This window comes from Streptomyces sp. DSM 15324, assembly GCF_001514285.1.
In the GTDB taxonomy this organism is placed as follows: domain Bacteria; phylum Actinomycetota; class Actinomycetes; order Streptomycetales; family Streptomycetaceae; genus Streptomyces.
The window spans coordinates 24,942-44,333 of record NZ_KQ949029.1 but is presented as its reverse complement, the minus strand read 5'-3'; the positions used below and the strand labels follow the sequence as shown (position 1 = coordinate 44,333).

At 70.0% G+C, this 19,392-nt stretch carries 15 protein-coding genes and 2 pseudogenes; 7 read left to right on the top strand and 10 right to left on the bottom strand.

What is annotated here, in order from left to right:
* Nucleotides 1-29 precede the first annotated feature (29 nt).
* Nucleotides 30-977, bottom strand: coding sequence for an ADP-ribosylglycohydrolase family protein (locus AQJ58_RS22260; RefSeq protein WP_067252729.1), 948 nt, complete (start codon nucleotides 975-977; stop codon nucleotides 30-32).
* Between the two features lie 230 nt (nucleotides 978-1,207).
* Between AQJ58_RS22260 and AQJ58_RS22255 the strand changes: the two genes are divergently transcribed.
* Nucleotides 1,208-2,449: an IS256 family transposase gene (locus tag AQJ58_RS22255; protein ID WP_067252728.1), complete on the top strand. Its 1,242-nt coding sequence runs from the start codon at nucleotides 1,208-1,210 to the stop codon at nucleotides 2,447-2,449.
* Nucleotides 2,450-2,737: 288 nt separating this feature from the next.
* On the opposite strand, the gene AQJ58_RS22250 is transcribed toward AQJ58_RS22255, so the two are convergent.
* From AQJ58_RS22250 to AQJ58_RS22240, 3 genes are all read right to left on the bottom strand, one after another.
* A complete protein-coding gene (locus tag AQJ58_RS22250; RefSeq protein ID WP_067252726.1) occupies nucleotides 2,738-3,136 on the bottom strand; it encodes a DUF4440 domain-containing protein in 399 nt (132 codons plus the stop codon).
* A gap of 117 nt (nucleotides 3,137-3,253) precedes the next feature.
* Nucleotides 3,254-4,711, bottom strand: coding sequence for a flavin-containing monooxygenase (locus AQJ58_RS22245; protein ID WP_067252725.1), 1,458 nt, complete (start codon nucleotides 4,709-4,711; stop codon nucleotides 3,254-3,256).
* Nucleotides 4,708-5,658 carry a patatin-like phospholipase family protein gene (locus tag AQJ58_RS22240; protein ID WP_067252723.1) on the bottom strand — a complete coding sequence of 317 codons (951 nt, stop codon included), beginning with the start codon at nucleotides 5,656-5,658 and terminating at the stop codon, nucleotides 4,708-4,710. Before AQJ58_RS22240 ends, AQJ58_RS22245 begins: the two co-directional genes overlap by 4 nt.
* Before the next feature lie 58 nt (nucleotides 5,659-5,716).
* On the opposite strand from AQJ58_RS22240, the gene AQJ58_RS22235 reads away from it, so the two are divergent.
* Complete coding sequence (locus tag AQJ58_RS22235) at nucleotides 5,717-6,310, top strand: TetR/AcrR family transcriptional regulator (protein ID WP_067252721.1); 594 nt, start codon at nucleotides 5,717-5,719, stop codon at nucleotides 6,308-6,310.
* 842 nt (nucleotides 6,311-7,152) lie between these two features.
* Here the strand turns inward: AQJ58_RS22235 and AQJ58_RS22230 are convergent.
* The 4 genes from AQJ58_RS22230 to AQJ58_RS22215 form a co-directional block, all read right to left on the bottom strand.
* A complete protein-coding gene (locus tag AQJ58_RS22230) occupies nucleotides 7,153-8,043 on the bottom strand; it encodes a hypothetical protein (protein ID WP_234360224.1) in 891 nt (296 codons plus the stop codon).
* Nucleotides 8,044-8,669: 626 nt separating this feature from the next.
* The gene (locus tag AQJ58_RS22225) at nucleotides 8,670-9,041 is read right to left on the bottom strand and encodes a MerR family transcriptional regulator (protein ID WP_199844649.1); all 372 of its coding nucleotides are present in this window, start codon (nucleotides 9,039-9,041) and stop codon (nucleotides 8,670-8,672) included.
* Nucleotides 9,042-9,067: 26 nt separating this feature from the next.
* Complete coding sequence (locus tag AQJ58_RS22220) at nucleotides 9,068-9,796, bottom strand: SDR family NAD(P)-dependent oxidoreductase (protein WP_067252716.1); 729 nt, start codon at nucleotides 9,794-9,796, stop codon at nucleotides 9,068-9,070.
* A gap of 86 nt (nucleotides 9,797-9,882) precedes the next feature.
* Nucleotides 9,883-10,467, bottom strand: a complete 585-nt coding sequence (locus tag AQJ58_RS22215; protein WP_067252714.1) for a hypothetical protein — start codon at nucleotides 10,465-10,467, stop codon at nucleotides 9,883-9,885.
* Nucleotides 10,468-11,038: 571 nt separating this feature from the next.
* Here AQJ58_RS22215 and AQJ58_RS22210 point away from each other — a divergent pair.
* The 3 genes from AQJ58_RS22210 to AQJ58_RS22200 all read left to right on the top strand — a co-directional run bounded on the left by AQJ58_RS22210 (nucleotide 11,039) and on the right by AQJ58_RS22200 (nucleotide 14,526).
* Nucleotides 11,039-12,220, top strand: a complete 1,182-nt coding sequence (locus tag AQJ58_RS22210; protein ID WP_067252712.1) for an FAD-dependent monooxygenase — start codon at nucleotides 11,039-11,041, stop codon at nucleotides 12,218-12,220.
* Nucleotides 12,220-13,758, top strand: a complete 1,539-nt coding sequence (locus AQJ58_RS22205) for a hypothetical protein (RefSeq protein ID WP_067252711.1) — start codon at nucleotides 12,220-12,222, stop codon at nucleotides 13,756-13,758. Before AQJ58_RS22210 ends, AQJ58_RS22205 begins: the two co-directional genes overlap by 1 nt.
* Before the next feature lie 504 nt (nucleotides 13,759-14,262).
* Nucleotides 14,263-14,526 carry a hypothetical protein gene (locus tag AQJ58_RS22200; RefSeq protein WP_067252710.1) on the top strand — a complete coding sequence of 88 codons (264 nt, stop codon included), beginning with the start codon at nucleotides 14,263-14,265 and terminating at the stop codon, nucleotides 14,524-14,526.
* A 518-nt stretch (nucleotides 14,527-15,044) separates the two neighbouring features.
* On the opposite strand, the pseudogene AQJ58_RS22195 reads toward AQJ58_RS22200, so the two are convergent.
* Together AQJ58_RS22195 and AQJ58_RS22190 are read right to left on the bottom strand one after the other, a co-directional pair.
* A pseudogene (locus AQJ58_RS22195) lies at nucleotides 15,045-15,574 on the bottom strand (IS110 family transposase); the annotation flags it as partial.
* Nucleotides 15,575-15,969: 395 nt separating this feature from the next.
* The gene (locus tag AQJ58_RS22190; protein ID WP_067252709.1) at nucleotides 15,970-17,280 is read right to left on the bottom strand and encodes a serine hydrolase domain-containing protein; all 1,311 of its coding nucleotides are present in this window, start codon (nucleotides 17,278-17,280) and stop codon (nucleotides 15,970-15,972) included.
* Between the two features lie 280 nt (nucleotides 17,281-17,560).
* On the opposite strand from AQJ58_RS22190, the pseudogene AQJ58_RS45955 reads away from it, so the two are divergent.
* Nucleotides 17,561-19,052, top strand: a pseudogene (locus AQJ58_RS45955) (IS701 family transposase); the annotation flags it as partial.
* Nucleotides 19,053-19,209: 157 nt separating this feature from the next.
* The coding region (locus AQJ58_RS45950; protein WP_420712175.1) for a transposase at nucleotides 19,210-19,392 on the top strand (183 nt) is incomplete at its 3' end.

Sequence of the window (19,392 nt, the reverse complement as noted above, 5' to 3'; positions counted from 1 at the left end):
GACGAAGGCCTCGCCATTTATGCGGGCTATCACGCCTGTCTCGACAGCCCCTCTGCGAGGCGGTGTGCAAGGCGGAGCAGGTCGGCCAGGTGCAGCACTCGGCCCTCGAAGCCTGGGAGGGGGACATGCAGCGGCTGCGTCCAGCGCGCGGGGATTGCATCCAGTCCGTAATACGCCCCTGCGAGGCCTCCGGTCACCGCGGCGACGGTGTCCGTGTCACCGCCGAGGTCGATTGCCGCGCGTATCGCGTCTTCGAAGCTGGTCGTGGTGCGCAGGGCCCAGACGGCGGAGCCCAGGCAGGGCCAGACGGCACCGTTGAACTCGGTCGCCTGACCGGGGTGCCAGTCGGGCGCGAGGACGGTGTCGTAGCGGTCGCGGTGGTCGGGGTGGACGAGAGCCAGGACGTCCGGCAGCGCGGTGAGGGGGTCGATGTTCTCGAGCGTGACGCGGATGAGTTCGTGGAAGATCGCGGTGCCTTCCCACGCCGCGCGATCCCCGTGGGTGAGGGCAGCGATACGGCGGGCCGCGTCCAGGGTGGCTTCTTGGCCGGCGGCCGCGAAGTGGACCGCAGAGGTCGATGCCCGCATCAAGGAGCCGTTTCCCGCTGCTCGTTGGTTGACCTGGAAATGGATAGCGGCGGCGAGGTCCCAGGGCATGCCGTTGGTCAGGACGTCTTCGGTCTGCAGGCCGATGTCCTTGGGGTCCGATGCTGCCCAGCGCTGGAAGCGGGCGAAGATGTCCGGCAGATCGAGTCCGCCCCGCTCCAGCAGCGACTCCGCGACCAGGACGGCCATCTGCGTGTCGTCGGTTGCCTCGCCAGGGTCCCAGCCACCACCGCCGCACATCTCGCCACCGGCGCCGGGAGCGGGAAACCGCGCGGAGAACGTGCCCTGGGGACCGAACTCGAAGGGGGCGCCCAGGGCGTCACCCACCGCTGAGCCGACGACCACGCCTGCGGCCCGCTGAATCCGCTTCATCCGCGCAGGTTATCTGCGTTGCGCCGACGGCTGCGCGGGCCTGTTCCTTCTTCGGCTCCCCGAACCAGATCGTCGCCCGCGCAGATGGCGTCCCGCTTCGTGGTGTAGCCGATCAACGTTGGGGCGTACGCCCCGGGGCGTGTGTCGATGGGGATTCCGCTCCCTGCCCGGCAGGCGGGCCACCATGCAACTCTCCCTGGTGAACGGCCAGTTCAACTAGGAGGTGCATGATGGCCCTGTCCCAGCATGACTTACTTCGGCTGCTGGAGTCACTGCGTTCGGCGGACGGACTCGAACTCGTCCGGTCCGTGGCCGAGCGGATGCTGCAGGAGCTGATCGAGGCCGAGGCGACGTCGAGGATCGGCGCGGAGTGGAACGAGCACACCGAGACACGCACCGCGCTGCGCAACGGGCACCGCGACAAGACGCTGACCACTCAGGCCGGTGACCTGGACCTGGCCATACCCAAGCTGCGCTCGGGCAGCTTCTTCCCGAGCCTGCTGGAGCGTCGCCGCCGCATCGACCAGGCTCTGTTCGCCGTCATCATGGAGGCGTACGTCCATGGGGTGTCCACCCGCTCGGTCGACGACCTGGTCAAGGCGCTGGGAGCAGACAGCGGGATCTCCAAGAGCGAGGTCTCACGGATCTGCGCGGACCTGGACACCCAGCTGACCGCGTTCCGCGGCCGGCCCCTGGATCACACCCGTTTCCCCTACGTCTACCTCGATGCGACCTACTGCAAGGCACGGGTCGCGCACCAGATCGTCTCGCGGGCCGTGGTGATCGCCACCGGCATCACCGAGGACGGCGGCCGCGAGGTGCTGGGAGTGATGGTCGGCGACAGCGAGACCGAGGTGTTCTGGACCCAGTTCCTGCGTCACCTGCGCGAACGCGGCCTGGGCGGTGTCCGGCTCGTGCTCGGCGATCACCACTCGGGCCTGGTCAAGGCGATCCGCAAGGTCATGATCGGCGCGGCCTACCAGCGCTGCCGGGTTCACTTCCTGCGCAATGTCTTCGGAGTGATCCCCAAGGACGCCGCGGAAATGGTCGCCGCGACCATCCGCACCATCTTCGCCCAGCCCGACCAGGACGCCGTCCGCAACCAGCTCGACACGGTCGCCGACATGCTCAGCGCACAGTTTCCCCAGGTCAAACAGATGCTCCTGGACGCCAAGGACGACCTCACCGCCTTCGCCGCCTTCCCGGAACGGCACTGGAAGAAGATTCAGTCCACGAACCCGCTGGAGCGGATCAACCGCGAGATCAAACGCCGCGTCGATGTCGTCCAGGTCTTCCCCAACGACGACTCGCTGCTTCGGCTGGTCACCGCCGTGCTCTTCGAGATGCACGACGAGTGGATCGCCTTTCCCCGCCGCTACCTGCCCGAAGGCAGCATGGACCAGATCTACCCCACCGAGCCCGGCGAAAGCGCCCCCGCACTCCCCAACACCACCAACACGACCGACGATTGATCGCCTACACCACGTCAAGGGACACGACCCCCGCGCACGCGGGGTGAAGGAACACCGAGCGGACCCCTACCCGCTCTTCGGCACCCTCGGAGCGACGCCAGGTTGTCCGCCTGCTACAGAGGTTCCGGACACTTCAACCCGTCGGCACGTGAGTGCTGAGGCACATTCACTGCGCGAGCTCGCCGAATCAGGAGATCGACGTCCTGAACCGTCGCCTCACAGATACTTCTGAACGGACCTGGCAAGAAGGTAGGGCGGTATGCCTGCACAGCCCGTGTTCGACAGGCTTCAGGGCTGATCGTACCAGGCGAATGCTGCGATCCGCCAGCCGTCCGAGGTGCGGACGAACTGGATGGTCTTGGTCCCGCCACCCTCGAACAGCTCACCGTCCAAGATCCCGGACTTTCGGTACTCACCGAACCGCGATGCGATATCGCCCGCGATCTCGGTCCGTTCGGAGACCTCCCACTCGGAGAACTCGACCAGCCGACCGTCCGTCAGCAGGCGCTGGCGGGGCTCGATGAACTCGTCCACGGTGTAGACCGTGAACTCCGGGCCGGTCTTGACGATCACGCTGCTGGGAAGAACCAGCCGGCGGATCCGGCCCACCTCGGCAGTCTTGCCGCCCCGGTTGTCGAAGGCGCCGAAGAACTCGGCGGTCACCGCGTCGATCTCGGTCTTGGACATGGTGCGACGGTAACACCCCAGGGGCGCAGGCATTACGCCGTCGCCGAGACCCCTGCAGGCTGTGGCCCGCGGCGGTTCCATGGGGTGCGCTCCCGTGCTGTCGGCGGTGCGCGGCTGTCAGTGGTGGATGACGGTGAAGTCTCGGGTGTCGAAGCGTGCCACCTGTTTGCGGAGCCTGCCGGTGGACCAGGGCCAGCTGAAGCTGTTGCGGCCGTTGGGGTCGAGGTAGTAGCTCCGGCATCCGCCGGTGTTGTAGACGGTGCCCGCGAGGGCGGCCTGCAGTTCGGTGTTGTAGGCGCTCTGCACGTCGCGGCGCACCTCGAGCGACGCCCACCCCTCGGCGCGTGCTGAGCGGATCGCGCCGAAGGCGAGATCGAGCTGTGCTTCGAGGATGGTGAACGCGGAGCTGTGTCCGGTGCCCAGGCCGGGACCGAGAAGCAGAAACGCGTTGGGGAACCCGGTGGTGACGGTGCCGAGGTACGCCTCGGGGGAGCCCTGCCAGTGGTCGGCGAGGGAACGTCCGGCGCCGTCGTGGATGAGGTTCGACAGCGGCATGTCGAGGATGTGAAAGCCCGTACCGAGGATGATCGCGTCGACTTCGGCGCTGCTGCCGTCGGCGCCGAGCACGGTGGTGCCGTCGACCGTGCGGACGGCGCAGGCGTGCACGTCCACATTCGGGCGGGTCAGGGCCGGGTAGTAGCGGTTGGAGAACAGGATGCGCTTGCAGCCGATGGTGTAGTCGGGGGTCAGCTTGCGGCGCAGTTCACGGCCCCGCACGGTGGCGCGCAGGTGTGCGCGTGCCACGGCCTGTACGCCGCGCAGCAGCGAGGGCCGGCGAAATCCGTGGCCCAGCATCTCCATTGCCCGGTACTCCACTGCGGCCACCGCGGCCCGGGCGCCGGGCACGTGCCGCATCACCCACCGTTCGGCCTTCGGTATGCGATGGTCCGGCTTGGGCAGCACCCACTGGGCAGTGCGCTGGAACAGGTGGAGCCGGTCGACCTGCGGGGCGATGGCCGGGACGAACTGCACGGCCGATGCTCCGGTGCCGAGGACCGCGACCCGCTTGCCGCGCAGGTCGTAGTCGTGGTTCCAGCGCGCGGAGTGGAACAGCTCGCCGGGAAACTCCGCAAGGCCCGGGATGTCGGGGATGAGAGGCTCGTTCCACGGCCCGGCACCGGCGATCAGGAACCGGGCGGTGAACTCGCCGGCATCGGTGCTGATCCGCCACCGTGCCGCGTCGGGCTGCCAGTGCGCCTCAGTCATGCGCACGCCGAACCGGGTGTGCTCGCGCAGCCGGTGCCGGTCGGCGACCCCTTTCACGTAGGCGAGGATCTCCGGCTGATGCGCGTACACCCTCGTCCAGTCCGGGTTCGGCGCGAACGAGTAGCTGTAGAGCAGGGACGGCACATCGCACTGGCAGCCCGGATAGGTGTTGGCCCGCCACGTGCCGCCGAATTCGTCGGCGGCCTCGATGATCAGGAAGTCCCGGATCCCGGCCTCCCGCAACCGGACCCCCGCGCCGACGCCGGAGAGGCCGGCGCCGATGACGATGACCTCGAAGTGGGTGCTCATGCCGTGGTGCTCCTGTCCAGGGCTCGCTTGACACGGTCGGGCGCGGTACGCAGGGAGACGTCGAGGGTGGCCGGGCGGCGGGCGACGTCCATGAAGTTGAAGCCCATAACGGCCAGTTCCTCGGCGCCGGGCTCGATCCGGACGACGCGGGTCCCCGCTGCCCGAAGCAGGAGTTCCTCCGCGTCGAGGGTCCGGGTCATCCAGCGCCTGGCGACGCGTTCGAGGCGGCTCAGCCCGGTGGCGGGCGCGCCCCCGGACGTCGCCATCGGGGCGACGATCACCACCTCGCTCAGGCCGAGCGGGGCAACGAGGTCGGCCGACGTCGGCGACACCACCCCGCCATCGAGGTAGGTGCGCCCGCCGATCCGCACGGGAGGGAACCAGCCCGGGATCGCCCAGGACGCGGCCAGCGCGCTGCCGATGTCGGCGACCGGGGTATCGGGCGAACCGAACGCGACCCGTCGGCCGGAGCGCGTCTCGGTCGCCACCAACCACGTACGTGACGAGGCGAGCCACGAATGGCCGTCCGCCAGCGCGGCGCCGAAGTCCCGCAGCCACCCCGCATCCCCACGGCCGCGTGGCAGGAGGCCGAGCAGCCCCGAGCCGAGCGGGACACGGCCCCGGGCTGCCGCCGCCGTGAGCCCGGCGCCCGGCAGGCCCGGCCACGGAACCGGTGGCAGGGCGCCCGGGTGCGCGCCGAGGTGCCGCAGGAGCAGCGGGTCCGCGTCGGACCGGCCCTGCAGTGCACCGAGCAGGTCGCAGACCGACCGGCCGGACCCGAGCGCGGACCCGAGTTCCGCCCCCGCCGACGTCCCCACCAGCACCTCTGCCGTGCGGGCATCCCAGCCGAGCCGCTTCTCGACCGCGGCCAGCGCCGCGACCGCCCATGCGAAGCCGAGGGTGCCGCCGCACCCGACGACCAGCCCGCGTCGTCGACAACCCGCCATGGATTCTCCCGGTATTGGAATTCCAAGGGAATCCGAAAGCTAGCGGTATCCTCCGGGTGTGGCAAGACTGACCCGGGCCGAGAGCCAGGCCCGCACCCGCAAACACGTCCTGGACACCGCGTACACGCTCTTCCTGGGCGAGGGCTTCACAGCGACGTCAATGGAGCGTGTCGCCGAGGCGGCGGGCTACTCGAAGGGGGCGGTGTACTCCAACTTCGCCACCAAGAACGAGCTGTGCCTGGCCGTACTCGACCGCATCGCTGCGGAACAGGTGACACAGCTTGCCGCCGCGATGGGCGACGCGCCCCGCTTCGAGGACCGGATCGCGGGATTCGCCCGCTGGGCCGACGAGACCATCGGCGACAGCTCGTGGACCTCACTGGAAGTCGAGTTCGCCACCGCCAACCGCCGCGACAAGCAGGTGTGCGAGCAGCTCGCTCAGCGCCGACGCACCGTCACCGACGCGCTCGCAGAGCTGATCCGGACGCAGGCGGACGAACTCCGCATCACACCTGCCCTGCCTGCCGACACCGCCGCCCTGACCCTGCTCAGCCTCGGCATCGGGCTCGGCGTCCAGCGCGCCTTCGACCCGACCGTCCCGGTGCAGCCCATTGTCGACCTGCTGCGCACCGTCATGAGCGGGCGCCCCTGAAGGCGTCCATGCTGCCGCGCCGACGGTGCGGGCACCCGGCAGGAAGGGCCGACTCGGAGGCGAGCGGCGCGAAACGGCGTTGCCGAGGGAGCGCTGGCGCGCTGCACCATTCACGCCGTCGCCAACCCGGGACCCCTGCGGAGGCCCTTGGGCGCGCCGCACCGTGGGGCCACAACCAGTGGGCCGGGGCGGAGCGCTCGCGCGTGAGTGGGCCGAGCCTTCGCGTCACCGGCACTCCCCGACGGGCTCATCACCCCAGCAGCCCACGAAAATGCCGCAGTTCCAGCCGGCCATGCCGGTCCAGGACCTCCGTCGACCGCCCTGCGCCGTCTCTCCTCGATCCTGCCGCAGCGTGCCAAGCAGTCAACGCGGCCGCCAACGACGATGTCTCCTCATACGCTGTCAACCGCAGCATCACCCCTGTTGCCGCAAACACTGGGTATCAGCAGGTCAACCTCACGGTCAACGGCTTCCGCGACGCGAACTACCAGGGTTACGGCACACGAAGCTCCGGATCGCACTTCGGCCTGCGCCTCCTCCAGGTGAGCTTCCCCGGCTATGACCTTCAGGAACTGACCCGGCGCCTCCGCGAACACGCCGCAGGCCGTACAGTGCCGCCCGCCCCCGCCGATTGGAGCACTGTCGGCCGCTAGCTTCTGGGCCGGGCCCGGTCTGCACTGCCAGCTCCGGCTGAGCACCTACCTGGCCAGACGGGCCCACTACAGGACTCAGCCACAGCGGCGGTGACTGAGCACGGTGGTTGGCCCCGACGGCCAACCGCGATGCACAGAACGCGAGCTATGCGGGGCCGGTCAGGGCCATGGGGCCCAGGGGTCGTCGCTTTACGGTTCGGGCTCTTCTGGGTGGAGCATGCGGCGGACGCAGCGCAGGAGCCCCGGCTCGTTGCCACCGACGGCGGCCATCCAGGGCAGGGCCTCCATAGCGCGGGCGCGTTCTTCGGTGGCCAGGACGTCGACGGTGGTGTGCAAGACGTCGGGGGCGGGTTCGTCGGTGAGGCAGAGCCAGCCGATCGCAGCGGCAAGGCGGACTTCGGGGGCCTGTGCCCGGTCCTGCCACATCTCGCGGATCCACGCGATGGCCGGTCGGTGTGGGTGGGCACGTGTCGTCTCTGCGGTCGCGAGAACCAAGGCGGCCAGGACCATGGGGTCCTGCTCCTTGGCGAACCGGGCAGCGAACGCGGTTCGGACCGAATGGTCGGGGTCGGCCGCGGGGGCGAGAGCGTAGGAGGCGTCGATGCGCACGGCAGGGTCAAAGTCGTCGAGGAGCGGCAGGAGCAAGGGAGTTCCAGCGGTGATCGCGGCTCGGGCAGCGGCCACCGACCAGCCTGCCGGGTAGCCGGTCACCTCGACGCCGTAGTCGTCGTAGTCGTCGTGCCGGGGGCCGGAGCGGTGGAGGAGGAATTCGGCGCGGGAGGCGACACCGAAGTAGCGGGCGCGGGCGGGGGTGGCGAGACCGCCGAGGGCGACGGTGCGGTGTGGATGGTGAGGGTCGGTGGCGATCCGGATCAGGAACGGGACGGCAAGAGCGACGGCGGCCCGGCTGTCGTTGGCGCACATGCCGATCAGCGCACCCATCGCGTTACGTGCCGCCCCCTCTTTGGTGCGCAGCAGGTGAACGGCTTTCCGGGCGTCCTCTCCGTGAGGGAAGTTCCCCCAGGGAAGTTCGTCGAGGACGGCTCCGTCGATGGTCTCGGGCCGGATGGTCGCCGTCACCGTCCTGATGTCGAACGGGCCTGCCGCGAACGATGACAGATCCGCCCCGTTGACCAGGGCCCTGCACATTGCGAACGTCGGATCGGTCCGCCAGTCCCCCACGCCACACTCCCGTCGAATCCACCAGGGATTGGATCATGCGCGATCCGGACTGGGCAAAGCCACCGGGCAGACGGGGCACTCCACGCCGCAGACCATCATGAACCCACAAGGCACGTGGTGTGCTGCCCTGCGTTTCCGAGCCTGTGACCAGTGCCAACGCCCGGTCCGTTCCCGGCCATTCTGGCGGGCTGGCGTCTGCGTCAGTCCTCAGCCCCGTCCTCGTCGTCGAGCCCGGCCGCGTCCGGGTTCCGCGCTCTCCTGGAACGGCCCCTGGAAGCCGACCCCGCGACTTCACCCCGAACCTACCGGTCCACCCCTCAACATCAGAGCATCGGACCCAGGGGTTCACGGCGAAGCGCCTTCAGTTTTCGCGAACTCGCGGGGGTCTTGGGGTGTGAAACTGGCGACCTCGCGTAATCGAGAGGCGCGTATTCCTTGGCCGGTGAGGGCTCGTGGTCACCGTGAGTGGCCGTGGGGAGCGTAGCGACTCCGGGCTTCTCCGGCTTCTGCGACGAGGTGGGCGTTCAGGCCACTGGGCGGATCCGACCACCGGTTGCCTGTTGCAACGCGGCCTCCAGTCGGTCGCGGGCCTCGGTCTGGGCGGCGATCCGTTCGTTGAGGACCGCCAGCCGTTCCAACGCGACCCGCAGGCCCTTGTCCGAGGGCGGTGCGGCGGCCACATCGCCGTCCAGGCACGGCAGGAACACCCGCACGTCGTCCAGGGTGAGCCCGGCGGCCAGCAGGTAGCGGATGCTGCGGACCCGCACCACCGCCCGCTCGTCGTAGACGCGGTAGCCGTTGGGGGCCCGCTGCGAGGAGATCAGTCCGGCCTGCTCGTAGTGCCGCAGCGCACGGGCGGTTGTCCCGGTCGCCCCGGCCAGCTCACCGATCCGCACCCATCCCACCTCCCGGGCCACTCCTATCACGCCACCACCGCTCCGCCGTCGACCGGGAGAACCACTCCGGTGACGAACGACGCGGCCGGTGCGGCAAGCTGGGTGACTGCCCAGGCCACCTCCTCGGCTCGGCCGATCCGGGCCAGTGGGGTGTGCGCCAGCTGCCACTCCCGCACCGCTGCCATCCGCTCCGGCGTCAGGCCCTGGTGCTCGCCGATGGGAGTGTCGATCGCGCCGGGGGCGACCGCCACCACCCGGATCCCGCGGGGTGCCAGCTCGACCGCCCAGCTGCGGGTCAGCAGCTCCAGAGCGGACTTGGTGGCCGCATAGACCGAGCTGCCGGGCCAGGCGCGCTGCCCCACCGACGTACTGACATTGACGATCACCCCGCCCGACTTCTCCAGGAGTGGCAGCGCGGCCTGGGCCAGCAGGATGGGGGCGACGAGGTTGGTGGCAAGCTGAGCTGTGATCATCTCCGGCGTCAGCGTGCCGAGAGCGCCGCTGCGCACGATGCCTGCGTTGTTGACCAGCACGTCCAGCCGGCCGTGTGTCTCCAGCGTGGTCCGGATGATCCGATCCGGCTCGCCCTCGGCGGTGATGTCGGCGGCCAGCGGCGTGATCCGGTCGTGCCCGGCCCCGGTCTCCTTCAGCGGCTCGGCCCGCCGCCCGATCGCGACCACGTGGGCGCCCTCAGCGGCGAAGGCGCGGGCGGTGGCCCGGCCGATCCCGGTGCCGGCTCCGGTGACGGCGACGATCCTGCTGCTCTGCGGTGCTGTTCATGCCGGTCATCGTGCAACCCTGCCGCCAGCGGCAAGGTCAAGCAGCGCCTGTCGGGCGGTAGTCACCGCCGGTGGTCAACGGAGGCACAGTGGCGCCAGGTTCCTCCGGCCTCTTCGGCGAGGCGGGCTGTGGTGTCGTCGTGGTAGCCGAGCATCCGGGCGACCACCGGGGCTGGGGTCTGGAGGACGAGGTGGCGGATCGCCGCTGTGCGGCCTCGCTGGGTCGGGAAGCCCAGGTGGCGGAGCCGAAGTTCCGGAGTCTCCGGGGTCATAGGCTGCCCGGCCCGGCGGCCGGGGAAGAGCCATCGGGCGTCGGGATTTGTCGCGGTCATGGTGTTCGGCCGCTGCCCCAGGTAGTCCAGCAGTATCCCGGCGAACGGGGCCGGGACAGGCGACGGCGGGTCGCCGAGCCGGACGAGGACTTCGCCGTCCTCGTGCTGGACGTCGCCGGTGCTGAGCTGTGCAATCCGTGTCAGCGGCTGCGCGTAGAGGAGAACGAGCACGGCAGCCACGCGATCCTGGAGCGGGACATCGTCGCGGTCCACGAGCTGTCGCAGCAGCGCGAGCCGCTGGTGTTGGGCGATCGGTGCGGGGTCGCTCGTCGAGCGGTGTGGGACGGAGAGGACGGGCACCTGCTTGGACCGCATGACCGAATGAGTAGTCGACGGAGAGTCAGGGGCTCACTGGAACGGACGCCCGCCCCGGCGTCGACTCGGTCGCCCGGCGCGTCGCGGAGCGCGACCCCGCCGCACGTCGCAGGAACCGGTAGCGGAGGTCGCTCCTTGCCCTGTGGGTCAGAGATAGGAGACCGGGGGCCGGGCAGACAGGAGGGCCCTGGGGTCTCCCAGGGCCCTCCTGCTGCGCGCGGGCATCTACGTCGCCACCTCCCCGCGGTTCGCCTACTGCACGGCCAGCGAGACCAGTGCGCCGAGAATGGCCAGCTCGCTCCTGATCGTCGCTCATGGTCGTGTGGCGGGGAAGGCGTTTCGCGCAGCGATCATCAGCGACCGGAGGATCACGGCCTGTCGGGAGGCAACAGCGCGGCGGTGATGGGCCGGTACCAACCTGGCCGGTCCCCTTCGGTCCCTGACAGACGTCTGTCAAGATGTTGCCATGAGGCGCTGCTCAGCCCACCTGCGTGGCGTCGCATGCCGCTCGGGGCACCGGATCGACGGCCACTTGACCGGGACGGCGTCCCCGAACCCAGAGTGAGGACTCATGTCACAGCGCGCCGTGGCCATTGTCGGTGGCGGGATCGGCGGTCTCGCGGCGGCCGTTGCCCTGCATCGCCGGGGCTGGCGCGTCGAGGTGCTCGAACGGGCCAGGGAGTTCACTGAGATCGGCGCCGGCATCTCCCTGTGGCCGAACGCGCTGCATGCGCTTGAGGTGCTCGGCCTGGCCGGTGCCGTGCGGGCGCTCGGAGCAGTCGAGGCCGTAGGTGGCGTACGCGACCGCCGGGGCCGCTGGATGTCCCGTACGGACAACGCGGAGCTGGCGCGCCGCTTCGGCCATCCCTTGGTGGTCTTGCACCGTGCGGACCTGTTGCGTGTGCTCATCGAGGCGCTGCCCGCTGACAGTCTGCGGTCGGGCTGCGAGGTGTCCGCGGTCCGCGAGGACGGCCACGGTGTGGTCGTCGTTCACCGCGGGGGCGAGTCCCGGCCCGATCTCGTGGTCGGTGCCGACGGGCTGCGCAGTGCGGTCCGCCGCGCGCTGTGGTCCAGCGGGGCCGGCCCCCGGTATGCCGGTTACACCGCCTGGCGCATGGTCACCGAGCCCCTCGCCGAGCCGCCCTGCGAGGGCGCGGCGACCTGGGGCCGTGGGGCGAGGTTCGGCTACACGGCGCTCCCGGGCGGGCGGATGTACTGCTTCGCGACCGCGTCTCTGCCGGCGGGAGCAGCCTCCGGCTCGTCCGAGTACGCCGAACTGCTGCGCCGCTTCGGGTCCTGGCCGGATCCCATCCCCGCCCTGCTGGCCGCCGTTCCCGCGGGCGCAGTGCTCCGGCACGACCTGTACGACTTGCCGCCGCTCCCCTCCTTCGTCCGCGGCCGGGTCGCGCTGCTGGGCGACGCGGCCCATGCCATGACCCCGAATCTGGGCCAAGGCGCCTGCCAGGCGCTGGAGGACTCGGTCACCCTCGCCCACTGCCTCGGCGGCACCCCGGACGTGGCCGCCGCGTTGCGCTCGTACGACCTGCTTCGCCGCTCGCGGACCCAGGCCATCACACGCCGCTCCGCCCGGCTCGGCGCAGTCGGCCAACTGTCGTGGCCGCCGGCGGTGCTGCTGCGCGACACGGCCGCCCGGTTGACGCCGACTCGGGTGACGCTGCGTTCCATGACGCCTGTGCTCGGCTGGACCGCGCCCGGGGACCCGGTGACCACGACGAACAGCGAGAGCCGCTGATGCCGGACTGGACGTATCACCCGCTGCGCGGCCTGGCGGCCGCCGTCCTCGGCCGGCGCCGTTCGCAGCGCACCGCGCTGCGGCTGCTCGCCTCGATCGGCTCACGTCCCGCTGGCGCGCGGCTGATCGCCCGAGGGTTCGGCCACCGTCATCCGCCCAAGCGACTCGCCGGTGAGATCGCCGGCGTGCCCGTGACCGTCCGCCTCGGTATATCCGTCCCGCCCTCGCTCGCCCACGAAGCGGTACGCGCCATGCCCCCCCTCGGGGCCGGTGTCGTCGAGGTGGCGCCCGTCTCGGCGGTCGACGCGGAGACCGTACGCGAGGCTGCTGCCGACCGCTCGATCCCGCTGGTCGTCCGCGCCTGCGACGCGGCCGCCGAGGCTGCCCTCAAACCCTATGTCGACGGGTTCACCAGCAGCGATGACCCGCACCTAGTCCACGTCTCCGACCCGTCGGCCACCGCCGCGGCCGTCGCGCTCGAGGATCCAGGCGCCGTCGTGCTCGCCCGGCCCGGGGTGCTCGTCGCGGCGGGGCCCGGCTGGTTCGCACGGGTCACCGAGGCAGCCACGCCCACCGAGCCCGCCCCAGCGTTACGCGACATCGGGCGCGATCCGCGCCGCTGGCCCGCCTGGTGGTGGGCGCTGCTCGTCGGGCTCGGTATGACGGGCGCCGGACTCGGGGCCGCAGCGATCACGCTCGGGCCGGTGCTGCTCTGGTACGACCGCGACTATCTCGGCATGACGCTGCGTGAACTGCATGCCACGAACCACCACCTCGTGCACTTCCTCCAGCACGACCGGATCACCATGGCCAGCACGATGGTAGCGATCGGCGTCCTCTACACCGGCCTCGCCGTGGGCGGGATCAGACGCGGCTGGCCCTGGGCGCGCGAGGTGTACCTGCTCTCGGGGGCGATCGGCTTCCCCACCTTGTTCTACTTCCTGGCCACCGGCTTCCTGGAACCCCTGCACACGGCCACCGCCATCGTGCTGTTCCCCATGTTCGTGGCCGCGGTCCGCCGGACCCCGCACGCACCGCGGTGGCGCCTGGCGCCCGAGGGGCCGGAGCCGGAGCGCCGACGGGCGCTGGTCGGCCAGCTGCTGCTGATCGTCACCGGAGTGGGGCTGCTCGTCGGCGGAGCGGTGATCTCACTGGTCGGTCTGACCGATGTCTTCGTACCGACCGACCTGGCCTACCTGGGCACCAGCCCGCAGATGCTGGAAACCGTCAATCCCCGGCTTGTGCCGTTCATCGCCCACGACCGCGCCGGGTTCGGCGGCGCGCTGATGGCCGCCGCGGTGGCCATCATTCTGCTCAGCGCGTGGGGCTGGCGGCGGGGCGAGGCCTGGGTGTTCTGGACCCTGGCCGTGGCGGCGGCCGCTGGCTTCCTGCCGACTGTCGTGGTACACGTCGCGATCCACTACAAGGACTTCACCCACCTCGCGCCGGTCTACATCGGCATCGCCATGACCGGCACCAGCCTGCTGCTCGCGCATCCGTACCTCTGCGCCAAGGCGTCGTCGAGGTCGACGGACTGACAGGCCGCCCCGGCAAGCGTTCCGCCACCGATTCGTGGGTTCTGTCCGCCTGTTAGGCGGCTATACCTTAGTTGATCTTATGTCGCATACCCCGGCTTGCGAAGTCGGCACAGCAGGGCCGTGGTTTGCGGCTGGTGACACGGTTCCTACCGGCACCCGACGATCCCCGCAAGTTCGCGGAAACTGAAGGTTCTTCAACACGAACCCGGGGGTGCAGTGCCCCGATTCTGGGGTGCGGACCCGCGAGTTCGCGTCAAGGCACGGGGCTGGGACCGGCGGCTTCTTCTCCAGGCGCCGTGTCGAGACGCACGCGAGCGAGTGACCGTCAGGCGGAGTTCGCAGATCCTCTGCGGTCAGCCGCGCAAGCCGGGCCCCACCGTGGCCACCACAATGAACCTCATGAGAAACGGATCGAACTGGCCTGCGGACAAGCTGTCGGCACTACGGCTCGGCAGACGTCTCGTCACAGAGGTTCCGGCATCAAGACCGGACCGTCGGGCGTTCGTGGACATCACCCCGAGTTTGAGCGCACCCGATGCCCAGGCCCGCGAGGAGGGCTGGGCTCGCAGCGATTCGGGCCGGAGCTTCCGATTGGAACACTGGGAGTACGAGGCCGATCGCCTCGAGGGCTTCGACTACGACATCGGTGCGGAACTCGTGCACACCGCTTCCGCAGCGAACGAGACCGACCTGGACAGCATGCTCAACGCATGGCAACTACCTCCGGACCGCTTCGTCCACCCTTGGGCCAGCGAAGATCCCAAGTAGCTTCGGCGTCAAAGCAACCGGAAACCGCATCCGTCCACAGGCCTTGACTATGTACTCGCCCGACGGTCGCCGGGAAGGACTGCTGATTCGAGTCGAGACACCGGATCGATTTCGGTAGCTCGCTCAGGCAGCGCGCGTGCGGAATCCGCATAGCGGATGGCTGTCTTCTCGTCGAGTCCGAAGACTTCGGCGAGGTGGAGCGGGTCGGGCCGTGGACGAGGGCTTCTTCAAGCTGGCGGTCGACGCGGAGCCGTTCGAGGGTTGCGGTCTGGCCGCGTAGGGCGGCGGAGACGGAGACGCCGCTGATGGGGCCGGTCTTCAGGGCGGTCTGCTTGTTGGTCAGCAGATGCGGGTTGACGGTGTCGGGCCAGCGCCGTCGCCGGTGTTCCAGCCAGACGAGGGCAGCCTGCAGGGTGAGCTCGTCCAGTGGTCGGATGCGGCCGTCGATGACGAGCCGGCGGTTGCCGATGTCGAGGTCGTCGACCTGGAGGCGGCGGATCGCGCCGGGCCGGGCGGCGTGGATGGCTGCGAGGGCGGACGCGTTCCAGGCTGGGGTGGAACTGGGTGAGCAGGCCGCGTATCCGGTTCGATGTGCGGGTGGCCTCGGCGGCGAGGTCCTGGTCGAAGCCGACCCGCACGGTCAGCTAGGCGGTGATCTCGTCGGTCAGTTCCAGCGACGCAAGGTGTGCGGCATCATCCGGGCGGCGTCGGCGATCACCGCGGCGTCCTTCGCGTCGGTCTTCGCCTCGCCCGGGTAAAGATCGGCGATCCGCCGCATGGACAGGCCGGGCAGGTGGGCGACCTTGCAGCCGGCGTCCCGGGCGACGGTCAGGGGCAGGGCTCCTATCGAGGCGGGCTGGTCCACGATCACCAGAACGGTGCCGAACTTCGCGGCCAGCTTGTCGAAGACGGCCCGCAGCTTCGGCTCGCTGTTGGGCAACTGCTTGTCGAAGACCTTCTTCCCGGCAGGGGTCAGCCCGTGCCCGTGGTGGGCGCTCTTGCCGACGTCCAGGCCGAGCAAGACGCCCAAGTCGTCGATGTCGTCCAACCCATCCTCCCGAACGGGGTTCGTGCGGTGCCGGCCAGGGCGTTGGCGTCGTATGCGCGCATCCACGTCATGCAGACCTGCCACCCGTAAGCGGCCGGGCATTGCGCCAGGCCAGGCGGTAGTCGGACCTCTCATCAGCGTCTCCAACGGCGCCTCCCAGGCCCGGTGACACCACCCCCCAGGTCATCCGTTCGACAGGAGGGAACAGTCATGCCGGGCCCGGAGGCCAGCGGTCCTCTTGCAGGACCGCGGAAAACATAACGGGGGGGGCTGACGCTGCCGGGCAGCTGGCTCAAGGCCGTGTCTTTGCTGCGGAATCTGTCGTCACACGGGAGGCCGTGAGGAGGTCAGCTGGGCAGCGGCCTCGGCCTGCAGCGCGGTCAGGCGCCCGCGTCTCAGCGCAGGGTCCCGGCCGACGCCGTGGGCGCCAGGTCCACGCCGGGCAGTACCGTCCGGGCCGGCCCGGTCACCGAGTGGGAGCCGGGCGCCGGGAACGTCGTGCCCGCCGGGCACAGTGCGCGGACGATGTACTGGTTGAGGGCGTCGTCGATCGGGTTCGGTTCGACACCGGAGCCGTCGGCGGTGAGGCGTTGGTATTTCATGAGGTTCCAGCCCATGGCGACCTGGCGCCTGCCGTCGGGGCTGGAGAGGGCGATGGTGCCGGCGCCGAAGACGGCGCCGTCGTGGCCCCAAAAGCGGCCGCACCCGGGGATGTCGATGGCGTAGATCCCCAGGCCGTAGATCCTGCCGTCGGCCGGGACCGTTCGCTGCATCTCCGTCAACGCGGCCGGGCCGATCAGCTTGCCTCCGAGCAGGGTGCGGTAGAAGCGGTTGAGGTCGTCGGTGGTGGAGACGATCGCGCCGGCGGTGTACGCCCAGGACATGTCGTAGTCGCTGTAGTCGCGCGGGGGGTCGATCAGGCCGTAGAACGACTCGTACATACGGGGGTGCGGGCCCTGGATATAGGGGGAGCGCGGGAACGACGTGTGGTGCAGTCCGGCCCGGGCTATGACGTGGTGGGTGATGTACGCCTCGGCGTCCTGGCCGGTGACCTTCTCGAGGAGCAGCCCGGCGATGACGTAGTTGGTGTTGGAGTACGACCATTTTTCGCCGGGCTCACCGGTGGCCGGCGCCGCCAGCCCGAGGCGGACCAGTTCCCCCGGGCGTATGGAGCGCAAGCGCTCCTCGTCGAGGCTCGCCGCCGAGCCGTGGGCGAGGGAGGGGAAGGCGCCGATGACGTAGTCGCCGATGCCGCTCGTGTGGTTGAGGAGCATGCGGACGGTGATCTCGCGGCCACGTTCGCCCGGGACCAGGTCGGGGAGGTAGTCACCGATGGGCGCGTCGAGTCGGACGTGGCCCTGCTCCACTTGCTGGAGGAGGGCGACGGCGGTGAAGGTCTTGCTGATGCTGCCCACCCGGTGGAGCATGCCCGGCCGGACGGGACGCCAGGTGTCCACGTCCGCGACGCCAGCTGCGCCGGTCCACCACTCGGCGCCGTCGCGTACGGAGGAGTAGACGCCGTACATGCCCGCGTCGTGGGCGGCGCGGAGACCGGCGCCGAGCGCCACGGGGTCCAACGTCCCGCGGCTTAAGGGGGATTCGGACGCCTTCGTGGCCGGTCTGGCGTCCGCCTGTGCGACCGGTGCCGTGGCGGTCAGCAGAAGCGTGGTGCCCACGACGGTTCCGACGAGCCGGTGGATGCGCAAAGGGTGTCCCTTCCTCTGGTGCGGACTTCGCCCGGTCATCGTCGTCGATCATGGATGCTCCTTACATCCTTCCTGCGGATGATCACAGGCGGCGCACAGTACGACCAAAGGGAGGCCTTCGCAGTCGGTCGACACCGGGTATGGCTTGCCCTTCCCTCGCGAGCTCCCCGTAAGGCCCCTAGGTACGCGGCGGGTGTCCTCCACCCACCGCGATGTACTGGGCCTGAGTACGGCGCGGCCGCGGTGAAGGGCCGCTGACGGCTTCGCCGCGGCCTTTCGGGAGGCGGACGGAACCTGGGCCCGCCTGCTCGAACAGGTCCAGGTCCGGGACGACTCTGTCGGAGCGGTGGAGTGGACGGTGTCGGTCGACTCCACGATCAACCGGCCCCACCAGCATGCCGCCGGGGCCCGTAAAAAGGGGCCGCGACGGGGGAAGAACGGGAAGATCCGGCACGCACGGCGGCTGACCAGGCGCTCGGCCGGTCCCGCGGCGGGCTGACCACCAAGATCCATCTCGCCTGCGACGGCCGGGGCCTGCCGCTGACCGTCGCCGTCACGCCCGGCAACGTCAACGACTCCACCGTCTTCGCCACGGTTCTGGACGCGCTGAGGGTGCCCAGGACCGGCGCCGGGAGACCGCGTCGCCGACCCGATGCGGTCATCGCGGACAAGGCGTATTCGTCGCGGGTGATCCGGCAGAAGCTGCGGAGCCGCGGCATCCGCGCGGTCATCCCGGAACGGGCCGACCCAAAGGCCAACCGTCGGCGGCGCGGAAAGGCCGGCGGTAGACCGCCGACCTTCGACCGCGAACTCTATACGTCCCGCAACGTGGTCGAACGCTGCTTCAACCACTGAAGCGGTTCCGCGCGATCGCGACCCGCTTCGACATCCTCGCCGCCCGCTACGCGAACTGCCAGGTCGCGGTCAGCGTCCATGGCGCCACCGACACCGCCTCGTGCCCGTTGGAGTGGCAGTTGTATCTGCCGCGTGAGTGGACGGACGAGCCGGACCGATGCCGCAGGGCAGGAGTCCCCGACGACGTGGTGCACCAGGAGAAGTCGCGTCTGGCGCTCGGCCTCCTGGACACACTCGCCCAGTGGCAGTTGAAGGCGCCGGTCGTGGTCGCCGACGCCGGCTACGGCGTCAGCACCCCGTTCCGGCTCGGTCTCGAGGAGCGAGGGCTGTCCTATGTCCTGGCCCTGAACGGGAAGGAAGTCGCCCACCCGGAGGATGCCGAGCCGCACCAGCCTGCTTATGGCGGACTGGGACCGCCCACCCTTCCCCGTTACCGCACCCCACCGCGAGCCGTCTGCGTCCTCGCAGCGCAGGCGGGTGCGGAGCGGTTCACCGAGGTGACCTGGAGGCAGGGCAGCAAAGGTGCGATGACCTCGCGGTTCGCGGTGCTGAGGGTGCGGCCCGCGGGCAAGCAGTCCCTGGCCGCGGCTCAGGAGGCGGGCGGTGGCCGCAACCGGTGGGACGGCGTCCTGCCCGTCAAGACGCTCCTCGTCGAATGGCCGGACGGCCAGGACACTCCGACGGACTACTGGATATCGAACCTGCCCGCCACCACACCGGCCGCCGGCCTGGTGCGGTGGGCCAAGATGCGCTGGCGGATCGAGCACGATTACCGCGAGCTCAAGCATGGCCTGGGACTGGACCACTTCGAGGGCCGCACCTGGCGCGGCAGGCACCACCACGTCACCCTCGTCACCGCCGCCCAGGCATTCCTCACCCTCAGGCGGCTCGACCCAAAAGTCCGCACACCGGCCTGACCCTCTACCAGGTCCTCGACGCTCTTCAGGACCTGCTGAGGTGCTGGACCGGCATCTGCACCACCTGCGGACGCCCCCTGCCCAGCCCCCGGAGCATCCGCAGACAGCCCAGAACCTAACGAAGCACTACTAGGGTCCGTCTTCAAAGATCATCCGGGTGGGAGATCATGGTGTTGTGGTACGTCGTCATGAACTCACCGACCAGGAGTGGGAGTTACTCGCTCCGCTGATACCCCGGGCCGCGACAGGGCGGCCCCGCGTGGAGGACCGGCAGGTCATCAACGGGATGGTCTACAAGATCCGCACCGGGATCTCCTGGCGTGACCTGCCGGAACGCTAT